This is a genomic window from Buchnera aphidicola (Periphyllus testudinaceus) (assembly GCF_964059035.1).
GTDB classification, from domain to species: domain Bacteria; phylum Pseudomonadota; class Gammaproteobacteria; order Enterobacterales; family Enterobacteriaceae; genus Buchnera_J; species Buchnera_J aphidicola_BN.
In genome coordinates this window covers 258,079-270,774 of sequence record NZ_OZ060380.1, presented here as the reverse complement: position 1 = coordinate 270,774, position 12,696 = coordinate 258,079, and the positions used below count along the sequence as shown (strand labels likewise).

11 protein-coding genes and 3 tRNA genes are annotated in these 12,696 nt (G+C 18.0%); 7 read left to right on the top strand and 7 right to left on the bottom strand.

Annotation, left to right across the window (positions count from 1 at the left end; all coding sequences use genetic code 11):
* Nucleotides 1-254: 254 nt before the first annotated feature.
* Nucleotides 255-1,541, top strand: coding sequence for an OmpA family protein (locus AB4W45_RS01215; RefSeq protein ID WP_367671043.1), 1,287 nt, complete (start codon nt 255-257; stop codon nt 1,539-1,541).
* Between the two features lie 88 nt (nt 1,542-1,629).
* Here the strand turns inward: AB4W45_RS01215 and AB4W45_RS01210 are convergent.
* Nucleotides 1,630-1,714: transfer RNA gene (locus tag AB4W45_RS01210), tRNA-Ser, on the bottom strand.
* A 287-nt stretch (nt 1,715-2,001) separates the two neighbouring features.
* Here AB4W45_RS01210 and AB4W45_RS01205 point away from each other — a divergent pair.
* Nucleotides 2,002-2,074, top strand: a tRNA-Cys gene (locus tag AB4W45_RS01205).
* 28 nt (nt 2,075-2,102) lie between these two features.
* Nucleotides 2,103-2,188: transfer RNA gene (locus tag AB4W45_RS01200), tRNA-Leu, on the top strand.
* Here the strand turns inward: AB4W45_RS01200 and AB4W45_RS01195 are convergent.
* Complete coding sequence (locus tag AB4W45_RS01195; protein ID WP_367671042.1) at nt 2,150-3,232, bottom strand: methyltransferase; 1,083 nt, start codon at nt 3,230-3,232, stop codon at nt 2,150-2,152. The two genes, AB4W45_RS01200 and AB4W45_RS01195, sit on opposite strands and share 39 nt — an antisense overlap.
* Nucleotides 3,233-3,440: 208 nt before the next feature.
* Here AB4W45_RS01195 and minC point away from each other — a divergent pair, with 208 nt between their 5' ends.
* From minC to minE, 3 genes are read left to right on the top strand one after another with little or no spacing between them, the layout of a single operon-like run.
* Nucleotides 3,441-4,106 carry a septum site-determining protein MinC gene (gene minC, locus AB4W45_RS01190; protein ID WP_367671041.1) on the top strand — a complete coding sequence of 222 codons (666 nt, stop codon included), beginning with the start codon at nt 3,441-3,443 and terminating at the stop codon, nt 4,104-4,106.
* 37 nt (nt 4,107-4,143) lie between these two features.
* A complete protein-coding gene (minD, locus tag AB4W45_RS01185) occupies nt 4,144-4,953 on the top strand; it encodes a septum site-determining protein MinD (RefSeq protein WP_367671040.1) in 810 nt (269 codons plus the stop codon).
* Between the two features lie 2 nt (nt 4,954-4,955).
* Complete coding sequence (gene minE, locus AB4W45_RS01180; protein ID WP_367671039.1) at nt 4,956-5,207, top strand: cell division topological specificity factor MinE; 252 nt, start codon at nt 4,956-4,958, stop codon at nt 5,205-5,207.
* A 42-nt stretch (nt 5,208-5,249) separates the two neighbouring features.
* On the opposite strand, the gene tsaB is transcribed toward minE, so the two are convergent.
* The 5 genes from tsaB to zwf all read right to left on the bottom strand — a co-directional run bounded on the left by tsaB (nt 5,250) and on the right by zwf (nt 10,917).
* Nucleotides 5,250-5,915: a tRNA (adenosine(37)-N6)-threonylcarbamoyltransferase complex dimerization subunit type 1 TsaB gene (gene tsaB, locus AB4W45_RS01175; RefSeq protein ID WP_367671038.1), complete on the bottom strand. Its 666-nt coding sequence runs from the start codon at nt 5,913-5,915 to the stop codon at nt 5,250-5,252.
* A gap of 93 nt (nt 5,916-6,008) precedes the next feature.
* Nucleotides 6,009-7,571 (bottom strand): TerC family protein, encoded by a 1,563-nt coding sequence (locus AB4W45_RS01170; protein ID WP_367671037.1) that lies wholly within the window; start codon nt 7,569-7,571, stop codon nt 6,009-6,011.
* 261 nt (nt 7,572-7,832) lie between these two features.
* Nucleotides 7,833-8,042 carry a transcription antiterminator/RNA stability regulator CspE gene (gene cspE, locus AB4W45_RS01165; RefSeq protein WP_343183367.1) on the bottom strand — a complete coding sequence of 70 codons (210 nt, stop codon included), beginning with the start codon at nt 8,040-8,042 and terminating at the stop codon, nt 7,833-7,835.
* Nucleotides 8,043-8,359: 317 nt separating this feature from the next.
* Entirely contained in the window at nt 8,360-9,241 is an 882-nt protein-coding gene (gene htpX / locus AB4W45_RS01160) for a protease HtpX (RefSeq protein WP_367671036.1), read from the bottom strand.
* Between the two features lie 203 nt (nt 9,242-9,444).
* Nucleotides 9,445-10,917 (bottom strand): glucose-6-phosphate dehydrogenase, encoded by a 1,473-nt coding sequence (gene zwf / locus AB4W45_RS01155; RefSeq protein WP_367671035.1) that lies wholly within the window; start codon nt 10,915-10,917, stop codon nt 9,445-9,447.
* A 301-nt stretch (nt 10,918-11,218) separates the two neighbouring features.
* Here zwf and pyk point away from each other — a divergent pair, with 301 nt between their 5' ends.
* Nucleotides 11,219-12,664: a pyruvate kinase gene (gene pyk, locus AB4W45_RS01150; protein WP_367671034.1), complete on the top strand. Its 1,446-nt coding sequence runs from the start codon at nt 11,219-11,221 to the stop codon at nt 12,662-12,664.
* Nucleotides 12,665-12,696: the final 32 nt, after the last annotated feature.

Here is a 12,696-nt window from a genome sequence, read left to right as displayed (position 1 = left end):
TTTATTATTTTAATATTTATTTTATAATATTTAAAAGAATATATTTTTAAAAAATAAAAAATATTAAAATAATTTTATTAAATAAAAATCTATTGTGTAAATTTTAAAAAATAAATTTTAAAAATATTTTTAATATTTTTTATTTTGTATATTTTTATTTAAAAAATTTTTTAAAATATTTGTTAAAAAATTTAATATATTATATATAAAATAATTTTTAACTATTATTTTAATTTTAAAAAATGGAGTATTTAATGAAAAATAAAACAATATTTCTTTCTTTATTATTAGGTAGTTGTATTTCAACAGCAGAAGCAAAAATAAAACCTCATGTAGATTCTTTTTATATTGGAACTAAAGGTTCTTTTGTTCAACCTAATAATCCAACTTTAATTGATTTATTAAATGTAAGTGATTCTTATAAAGATTTTTGGAAAACATCATTATTTGGATTTTGCATAGGTTATCAATATAATCCATATTTTTCAATTGAATTATCTTATAATAATACTTTTAAGAATTTCCCTGCAAAAGTGAATTTTTTAAATTCAGATGAAACAAATAAAAATTCTTATGGTTTATATGTAGAAAATGTAACTAAAGAAAAATCAAGAGAAGAACAAATTAAAGAAATGCAAGCAAAAAGAAAAAATCCATTAGTAGATCAATTATATCCAGTAGAAAGAGTAAAAACACCAAAAAATCCATTACCAATTAATAAAGATGAATTAAAAAAAAATTTATTATTTAAAAGAAGTTATGATTACGCTAGTTCTTTTAAAAAAAAATTTATTTTTTATCCACAACAAAATTTAGAATTTACAGCAAAATTTTCAATTCCTATAACTAATAAAATTTATTTTTATAGTCGAGCAGGAGCATCTTTAGATATTAATAAAAATTTATATCATAATTATAAAAAAAATCCGCAAAACTTTTTAGCTCAAAATGTATCTCCATTAATAAGCGCAGGTTTTCAATTTCAAATAAAGAAAAATTTATTTACAAGAATTGAATTTGAAAGAAAAATGCATTTATTATCTAAACAAAATATTCAACATAATGATTTAAATTCTATAAATATAAATTTTTTATGGAGTTTTAAAAATATTTTACCAAAATCTTCAAAAAAAATATTTTCTTTAAATTTTTTTAGTCCAAAAGTTTTTAAATTTAATCAATTAATTACATTTCCTAATAAAAGTTTTAAATTAACTCATAATGAAAAAAATGTTTTAAATAAATTAATTAATTCTATTAAAAAAAATTCTTTAAAAAAAATTAAAGTTTTTATTCAAGGTCATTGTGATAAATCTGAAAAATATAATAAAAATCAAATGTTTTCTTTATTAAGAATGAATGCTATTTCAAAATATCTTCAAAATAATGGAATTTTTTCTAAACAAATAGTAATTAAAGATAATACAAATTTAAAATCTATTACAAAAAATTTATGTAACAAACAAACAAATAAAAAATTTTTAAGATTATGTTTATCTCCAGATAGAAGAGTTGAAATTTTTATAGAAGGTGTAAAATAAAAAAAAATAAAGATAAAATATTTTATTAAATAAGATAAATTTATTTTTTGTTTTTATAAAAAATTTAAAAAATAAGAAGAATGTTTTTTGGAGGGAGAGGGATTCGAACTCTCGGATAATTTCTCATCGGCGGTTTTCAAGACCGCTGCCTTAAACCACTCGGCCATCCCTCCAAATTTTTAAATTTAAAAAATAATTATTAAAATTTTTATTATTTTATTTTAAAAAAAATTACAATTTTTTATTTTTTATATTGAAAATTTAATTTTAAATTATAATAATATAATATTACTAGTAATGTAAAGTTTATTTTTTAATAAATATATTTTATATTTTAAAAAATATATTTATTAAAAAATTTTAAAAAAAATATATTTTTAAAAAGATATGTTGACATATTTATGTTATTTATTGTATAAATATGTATTATAGAATTTTTTAAAAAATTTTATTATTTTTTGGTGCATTGGCAGATTGGCATTATGCAGCGGATTGCAAATCCGTATAGCTCGGTTCGATTCCGAGGTGCGCCTTTTTTTTATTATTTTTAAATTTTTAAACGCCCGAATGGTGAAATTGGTAGACACAAGGGACTTAAAATCCCTCGGTTATTTATAACTTTGTGGGTTCGAGTCCCGCTTCGGGTATATTTTATTTAAAAAAATCTCTTTTAAATTTTTTATAAATATTTGATAAACTATAAAATTTTTATTTTCTTTTAAAATATTAAATTTTTTAAAAATATTTCTTATATTTTTTGAATATGAAAAAGATTTATTTATCACTAACCTTAATTCTCCATTTTTTTTTAAATAAAAAATAGATTTATAAATAAATTTTGTAAGAAAACTAAATGATTTTTTTAAATTGTCATGGACAGGTGGATTAGAAATAATTAAATTAAATTTTTTATATATATTTGAATATAAATCACTTTTTTTAAAAACTCCTTTTAATTTATTTAATTTAAAATTTTCTTTACAACATTTAATAGATTTTAAACAACTATCGGAAAGAGTTATTTTATTATTTTCATTTAATTTTAAAATAACTATTGATAAAAAACCAGATCCAGAACCCATATCAAGAATTTTTTTATTAGATATTAATTTACTATAAAAAGTTGAAACTAATAGTTTACTTCCCTTATCAATTTTTTTATATCCAAAAACTCCTGGTAAAAATTTAATTGGAATTTTTTTCCAATAATGTATTTTATAAAAATTTTTTAAATTAAATGAAACATTATTTTTTAAAATTGTTAAATAAATTACACATTTTTTTCCATAACTTAATTTTTTAAATAAAATTTCTTTTTTAAAAAATTTAATAAAACTATTAATTCCGCTTTTATTTTCTCCTACCAAAAAAATACTTGTTTCTTTTTTAACAATAGATATTATATTTTTTAATTGAAAATATGATTCTTTTTTATTTTTTGAAAAAAAATAAATAATTGTATTATAATTTTTAATTATTTTTTTTTTCATTAAAAAATTAATAAATATTTTTTTTTTTGTAATATTTTTTATATATTTTAAAAAATTATATTTTTGAATGTGAATTCCACTATTTTTTGTTTTTAAAATTTCAGGTAATGAATCTTGTATATTTCCAGAAAATAAAACTTTTTTTTTTAAAAAATAATTTTTAAAATTTAATAATAATTTACTAACAGAGTTTAATTTCAAAAAAATAATCTCCTTTTAAAATTTTTTTCATTTAAATAAAACATTAGTATATCTTTTATAAAAATTTTGTAAAAATAAATAAAAATTTATATTACTAAAAAATTTTAATTAATTTCTATTAATATAGAAAAATATTAAAATTTTGTTATTAAATAAAATTTAAAGTATCATGATAAAAAAATATTTAAAATATTAATTTAAAAAAAATATGCCAATTAAATTTCAAGGAAGTGTTTTTACAACTTTAGTTCTTTATTTAAAAAGTAATAAAATAGAATTAATTAATTATGCATTAAAAAAAAAAATTAAAGAATCTCCTTTTTTTTTTCAAAATGCACCAATTATTATAAATTTATCTTTATTTCCAGATAGTTCCAATTGGAAAAAAATAAAAAAAATAATTCTTAAAAATAATTTTTTTATTTTAGGAATTAGTGAATGTAAAAATGAAAATTTAAAAAGAAAAATAATTAATTCTGGATTTCCAATTTTTTCAAATAATAATAATTTAATTCAAAAAAAAAAAAATAAATCAATAAAAAAAATTTATAAAAGTATTTTTTATAAAAATACTATACGTTCCGGACAAACAATTTATGCAAGAAAATCAGATTTAATAATTACCAATAATGTTAATGAAGGTTCAGAAATTATCGCAGATGGAAATATTCATGTATATGGAAAATTAAATGGTAGAGCTTTAGCAGGAGCTCATGGTGATTTTACTAGAAAAATTTTTAGCACACATTTATTTTCTGAATTATTATCTATTTCTGGAGAATATTGTCTTATGGATTCTATTCCTAAAAATATTTTAAATAAATCTGCACAAATATATTTAAAAAATGGAATAGTTAAAATTAAAAAATTATAATTTATATTAATATTTTATTTGTAAAGGAAATTAAAAAATGACTCGTATTATTGTAATTACATCTGGAAAAGGAGGAGTTGGAAAAACTACATCTAGTGCATCAATTTCAACTGGTTTAGCTCAATTTGGAAAAAAAACTGTTGTAATTGATTTTGATGTAGGTTTAAGAAATTTAGATTTAATAATGGGATGTGAACGTAGAGTAGTATATGATTTTATAAATATAATTCAAGGAGAAGCAACAGTAAATCAAACTTTAATTAAAGATAAATATACTAAAAATTTATTTATTCTTCCAGCTTCTCAAACAAAAGATAAAGAATCTTTAACTTATGAAGGAGTAAATTTAGTATTTAAAAAATTAAAAAAAATGAATTTTGATTTTATTATTTGTGATTCTCCAGCAGGAATAGAAAGAGGCGCGTTATTAGCATTATATTTTGCAGATGAAGCTATTATTACAACAAATCCTGAAATATCTTCAGTACGAGATTCTGATAGAATTTTAGGTATACTTTCATCAAAATCTAAACGTTCTAAAGATAAAAAAAAACCAGTTAAAGAAAACTTGTTATTAACTAGATATTCTCCTGAAAAAGTTTATGCAGGAGATATGTTAAGTGTTCAAGATGTATTAGATATTTTAAGAATTCCTTTAATAGGTGTAATTCCAGAAGATGAATCTATTTTAAAAGCATCAAACAAAGGAATACCTATTATATTAAATTCTTATTCAAATGCAGGTTTATCTTATAAAGATGTAGTTAAAAGATTATTAGGAAAAAATATTCCGTTTCGATTTACAAAATATAAAAAAAATTTTTTTCAACGTTTATTTGGGCGGTAATTATGACTTTATTAGATTTTTTTTTATCTCGTACTAAAAAAACTGCTTTTGTAGCAAAAAAAAGATTACAAATTATTGTAGCTGAACAAAGAAAAAATAATATTCACCCAAATTATCTTCCTCAATTAAAAAAAGAAATATTAAAAGTAATATGTAAATATATTAATATTGATGAAAAATCTGTTTCAGTAGAATTAAGTCAAAAACATAATAATATATCAATATTAGAATTAAATGTAAAACTACCAGAATAAGTTTTTTTAAATAAAAATTTAGGATATGTTAATTTTTAAATTTTATTTTTTTATTATTATATTATTTAAATAATTTGGATAAATTATATTTTTTTTTATTGTTTTTTTTCGTTGAATATATTCTAAAGCTAAAGGAATAATATCTAATGCATTTATATTTTTAATATCTAAAATTATATTTTTTTTTTTAATTTTTTTAAACAAATCAGAACTAAAATCTTTTACTATAATCCATTTTTTTTTTAAAATTTTTAATTTTTTATAAGCTATTTTTTTTGAAATAAATTTTTCTGAATTTTTTAAAATTAAGTTATTTTTATAATAAATATATTTTCCCCAATATACATTTTTTTTATTTGCTTGTATTATAATTAAAAAGTTTTTTTTATAAATTATTTGTCTTGCTTTATAAGCTAAAATTTTTAAATTAGATATTCCAATTAATTTAATTTTTAATCCAAAAGATAATCCTTGAGCAAGCATGATAGACATTCTAATTCCTGTAAATGAACCTGGTCCATTAGAAAAAGCTATATAATTAATATTTTTTAATAATATTGATTGTCTAAATAATATTTTATCAATCATTAATAAAATAATAGAATTATTTCTTTTATAAGAATATTTTAAAATATAATTTATTTTTTTTTTATGTTTTATAGCAACAGAAAACATATTTTGAGAATTATCAAAAGTTAATAGTTTCATGAGAATTAATTATTTTTAATGATTTAAAATTATTTAATTATAATTTATTCATATCTGGTATCATGAATAAATTATATTTTTTTTTTTGTTTTTTTATTTTTTTTTATTTTTTTTTTTTTTTTTTGTAACTTTTATTAAAGTTATTGTATAATTAGTAATTTTTAAAATTTTAAAATTAAATGAATAAATAGTAATAGTTTCTCCTGGAGAAGGTATTTTTCCTATTTTATCAATTAATAAACCAGCTATAGATGCATGCATTATTTTTTTATAAATAAAATTTTTTATATTTAAAAATTGTTGTATAGAATATAAATTAGTGCTTCCTTTTATTAACCAGCTATTTTTATTTTTTATAATATCTGGAGTTTCATCGGAATCAGGAATATCTCCAGTAATAGCTTTTAAAAAATCTAATGGAGTAATTATTCCTTGAACTATATAAAATTTATTAATAACAATAATCATATTTCCTTTAGATTTTTTTAATATTTTTAATAAATTTATAGAATGTAATTTTTCAAAAACAATAATTGGTTTGTTTTTAGATACAAAATCTAATATATTTTTCTTTTTTTCTATAATAGACAATAATTCTTTAGCACGTATTACACTTATAATATTATCTAAATTTCCTTTACATATAGGAAATAAATTATGTGGGGTATTTAGTAACTTTTTTTTTATTTTGTTAGGTGATTCATTAATATTAATCCAAGAAATTTCTTTTCTAGGAGTCATAATACTTTTAATAGATCTTTTTGATAAATTCAAAAGACTAAAAATCATATATTTTTCTTCTTTATAAAAATTTCCATATTTTTTTGAAAAATATTTTTTATTTTTTTTAATTTTTTTTAAATGATTATTTTTTTTTTTTTCTGTTTTTAAAATTTGTAAAAATTTTTCTAATACTCTTATTCGAATTGGTCGAGTATATTGATGTAATAAAAAATTATATTTTGAAATTTGATTAAATAATTCCACAAATATAGAAAATCCAATAGCAGAATAAAAATATGTTTTAGGAATATATAAACCTAAAACTTCCATTATTAAATTCATTCCAATCATTAATAAAAATCCTAAACATAAAATAATTATAGTTGGATATGTATTAATAAAATTTTTTATTGATTTTAAAATAAATAACATAAATAACATAGATATTATAATTGCTAAAGTCATGATAACTATATTGTTTATTAATCCTACTGCTGTAATAATTGAATCTAAAGAAAAAATTGCATCTAATACTACTATTTGTAAAATAACTATCCAAAAATTTGAATATTTTTTTTTTTTTAATTTTTTAGAATATTTTTTTTTTAATTTATGATTTAATTCAAATAATGAAACTAAAGATAAAAATATTCCACCTATTAAAAAAATTATTTCTCGAATAGATAAAGTAATATATTTATTAATATAAAAAGGATTAGTAAGAGATGTAGACCATGATATTAATGAAAGAAAAGATATTCTAATAAAAAGAGATAAAATTAAACCAATATTTCTAGCTTTCTTTCTTTGTTTAGGATTCAATTTTTTTACTAAAATAGTTAAAAAAATTAAATTATCAATTCCCAAGATTATTTCAAGAATTATTAATGATAATAAACCAGTCAAAACGGACGAGTTTAAAAAACATCCCATTTAAATACTCCATAAAATAGGAAGAATTTCTATTTAATTATGTTTAAATAATAATTAATGTATTTTTATAAATGTTTTAAAATTGTTTTTTAAAATAAAAAATTAAAGTTTTTTTATATAAAATCAACAATTTTTTTATATTTTTTAACATTTATATTTATTTTTATTAAAATTTTATTAAACCTCCGTGCTTCAAATAGAGGTTTTTAAAAATTTTAAATTTTTATAAAAATTTTTAATAAAATTTAAATAATAATTTTATTAAATTGAAAAAACATTAATAGCAGATGGCCCTTTTTGTCCTTCTTGAATTTCAAATTCAACATTTTGACCTTCTGCTAAAGTTTTAAATCCTTCTCCTTGAATAGATGAAAAATGAACAAAAACATCTTTACTACCATCTTCAGGAGTAATAAATCCAAAACCTTTTGCTTCATTAAACCATTTTACTTGGCCTTTAATCTTTGACATTTCAAATTTCCTTGAAAAAAAAAATTATATTACAGAAAAATATTTTTTTATGTATGAATTATTAAAAAAATTTTATTACATAATATATTTTAAATTATTTATTAGATTTTTTTAAAAAAATAACATAAAAATTTTATTATTTTTTTTATATAAAAAATTTTTATAAAAATATTAATTATTCTATAATAGAGGATTTTTAAATAAAAAACAATATTTAACATTATTACTTTTTTATTAATTATTAATTTTATTTCTTATAATTTTATAAAAAAAAAAAATATAAAAAAAATTTTTTATTTAAAAAGATAAAATTTTTTTTACATATATATTTTTTTGTTTAAAGCTTTAATTCGATTTTTTATAGTCGGATGAGACATAAATAAACGTAAAAAAGATTTATTTTTTCCATTAATACATAATGCAGAAATATATTCTTTTTCTTTAAAAATATCTTTTTGTATATCTAATGTTTTTAATGCAGATATCATATTTTTAACACCAACAATTTTTGCTGATCCTGCATCTGCATAAAATTCTCTTTTTCTAGAAAACCACATAGTAATACAACTTGCTAAAGTTCCAAATAAAATTTCTAAAAATAGTGTTAAAATTAAATTTATTATTCCATTTCTAGCAAAAAATAATCGATTATTTTTATTATCAGAAAAAAAGTTATTTAATAAATAAACAATTGCCCTAGATAAAAATATTACAAAAGTATTTACTATTCCTTGTAGTAATGTCATTGTTACCATATCTCCATTAGAAATATGAGTCATTTCATGAGCAATTACAGCTTTTATCTCATTTTTTTTCATACAATTTAATAATTCATTTGATAACGCAATAAGTGAAGAATTTTTTGTAGCTCCTGTTGCAAAAGCATTGATATTTTTAGAATCATATATAATTAAATCAGGAGTTTTAATATTTAATTTTTTTGATTGTTTTTTAATAACTTTACACAACCATTCTTCTGTTTTGTTATTAGGATTTTTTATAATAGTTGCACCAGTAGATAATAATGCAATTTTTTTTGATAAAATAAGAGATAAAAATGATCCTCCAAATCCAAATATAAATGTAGAAATAATAAAAATAAAAATATTATGATTTTTTATTCCAATTAAAAAAGATATTATACATAATATACTTATAACTGCTAAGTTTGTTAATAAAAATAATAACATCCGAATCATTCACTTTCCTTTTTTTTAAAATTATTTAATATTATTTATTTTTTTATTTTTCTTAAAAATTTATAAATTAATAATCATTATTTTAAATAATTAATTTTAAAACATTGATAAAAAAATTAATTTAAAAATTTAATAAAAATTTAATTTAATTTGTTAATAAAAAATTAATTAGTTGAAAAATTTTATATATATAAAACTATTTTTTATATAATTTTATTCCAAAATCTTCCATCTTTCTTTAAAAGTATATCAGAATTTTTTGGTCCCCATGTTCCTGCTTTATATAATTCTAATTGAGAATTATTTTTTTCCCAAGAATTTATTATAGAATCTATCCATTTCCATGACGCTTCTACTTCATCACGTCGAACAAATAAAGACTGAGATCCATAAAAACTTTCTAATAATAATCTTTCATAAGCATCACATAATCTATATTTAAAAAAACTTTTTTTATAATCAAAATTTAATTTTATTTCTTTTAAATTATAATTTGAATCTAAATCAGGTATTTTATTTATAATAAAAATATCTAATCCTTCATTTGGTTGTAATCTTATTACTATTTTGTTTAATGGTAAATTATTTGTAGATTTATTAAATAAATTTAAATCATTTTTTTTAAAATATATAACAATTTCAGAATGTTTAATAGGTAATCTTTTTCCAGTTCTTAGATAAAAAGGAACTCCATGCCATTGAAAATTATCTATATTTACTTTAATTGCAGTAAAAGTTTCGGTATTACTATTTTTAATTGCATTAATTTCATCTACATAAGCTGGTATTTTTTTATTATTTAAAAATCCAGATGTATATTGTCCTCGTACAGTTTTTTTATGAACATTTTTATCATTTATCATTCTTAATGATTTCAAAATTTTTAATTTTTCATTTCTAATATTATCTGATTTTAAATCAACAGGTGTAGACATAGTCAAAATAGATAATATTTGCAATAAATGATTTTGAATCATATCTCTTGTTTGACCTGTTTTATCAAAATAACCCCATCTTCCTTCAATTCCTACTTTTTCTGCTACTGTAATTTGTATATGATCTATTGTATTATTATTCCAATTTGTAAAAAATAAAGAATTTGAAAATTTTAAAGATATTAAATTTAAAATTGTTTCTTTTCCTAAATAATGATCTATTCTAAAAATTTGTTTTTCTTTAAAATTTTTTCCTACTTGATTATTAATTTTTTTAGAAGTTCGAAAAGAATTTCCAATAGGTTTTTCTAAAATAATTCTATCATCATTAGAAATACAATTTATTTTTTTTAGTCCTTTAAAAATATTTTTAAAAGTATTTTGAGGCATAGCAAAATAATAAATTTTTATTTTTTTTGAATTATTTAATATTTTTTTTAATTTATAAAAATTAGATATATCGTTAACATCAATATTACAAAAATTTAATTTTTTTCTAAATTTTTTCCACAATTTTTTTTTTATTTTAGTATGAGAAAATTTTTCAATAGAACGTTTAATGATTTTTCTATAATGTTCTTGTGTCCAATTTGCTCTTCCTATTCCAATAATTTTTGTATTTTTACATAATTTTAATAATTTTTCTAGTTGATATAATGCAGGAAATAATTTTCTTCTTGCTAAATCACCTTTTGTACCAAAAATAATTAAATCATATTTTTTAATTTTTTGAGGAAGCACTATTAATATCCTATGTCTTAAATTATAAATATTCTTATGTCGAAAATTATTTTTTTAATTAAATCATATTATATAATATAAATAATATATGATTTAAATAAATTTTTTAAATAATAAATAATAATATTTTTTATAAATTTATATTATATATTAATAAATTTTTACTTATATAATATAAACTATATTTTATATAAAAATTATATAAATTTACAAAAAAATATTAAAATAATTAATATTAATTTTATTTAAAAATAACATAATTTAAAAAAAAAAAAAATTAAAAAATATTTAAGGAATAAATATGTTAAAAAGAATTAGAAGAACAAAAATTGTAGTTACTCTTGGTCCATCTACAGATTCGAGTAAAGTATTAAAAAAAATTATTTTATCTGGAGCAAATGTTTTAAGAATAAATTTTTCTCATGGAACTCAAGAAGAGCATCAAATAAGAATTAAAAAAGCAAAAAAAATAATTAAAGAAACTGGAAGTAATATAGCTATTTTAGGAGATTTACAAGGTCCTAAAATAAGAATTTCAAAATTTAAAAATAATAAAATTATTTTAAAAAAAAGAGATAAATTTATATTGGATTATTCTTATAAAAAAAAATTAGGAAATAAAAAAATAGTAGGATTTAATTATAAAAATTTACCAAATGATATAAATTTAAAAGATATTTTATTATTAGATGATGGAAAAATTCAAATATTAGTACTAAATATAAATAAAACTCAAATATTAACTAAAGTATTAGTTGGTGGAATTTTAAAAAATAATCAAGGAATTAATAAATTAGGAGGAGGACTTAACGCAGGTTCTATTACAAATAAAGATAAAAGAGATATATTAATTGCTTCTAAAATTAATGTTGATTATTTAGCGATTTCTTTTCCAAAATCAGCAAAAGATTTACATATTGCTAGAAAATTAATAATTGAATCTGGAAGTTCAGCAAAAATAATTGCTAAAATAGAACGCGCTGAAGCCGTTAAAACAGATAAAATAATAGAAGAAATAATATTAGCTTCGGATGCAATTATGGTTGCAAGAGGTGATTTAGGTATTGAAATTGGAGATCCTGAATTAGCAGGAATGCAAAAAAAACTTATTAGAAAAGCTCGTCAATTAAATAGAGTAGTCATAACAGCTACTCAAATGATGGAATCTATGATTTTAAATCATATTCCTACAAGAGCCGAAGTTATGGATGTTTCAAATGCAGTATTAGATGGAAGTGATGCAGTTATGTTATCTTCTGAAACTGCTTCTGGAAAAAATCCTATTGAAACAGTTCGAGCGATGTCTAAAGTATGTAAAGGTGCAGAAAAAGTACCTAGTATAAATATTTCTAGACATAGAATTAATATATCATTTAATAATATTGAAGAAATTACTTGTATGTCTGCTATGTATTCTGCAAATCATTTAAAAGGAGTAAAAGCAATTATTACAATGACAGAATCTGGAAAAACACCATTAATTACATCTAGAATTAGTTCAGGGCTTCCAATTTTTGCTCTTTCAAGAAATAAAAAAACTCTTAATCTTGTTTCTTTATATAGAGGAGTAATTCCTATTTTTTTTGATACTAAAAAAGAAGGATTATTAGCTTCTAAAGAAGCAATAAAATTATTATATAAAAATGATTATTTAACAATTAATGATACAGTTATAGTTGTTCAAGGTGATATAAAAGGAATTTCAGGAAATACTAATACTAATCGTATACTTAAAGTTACATTTTAAAATTTAGTTTTTTAAATTTTAATTTTATATAT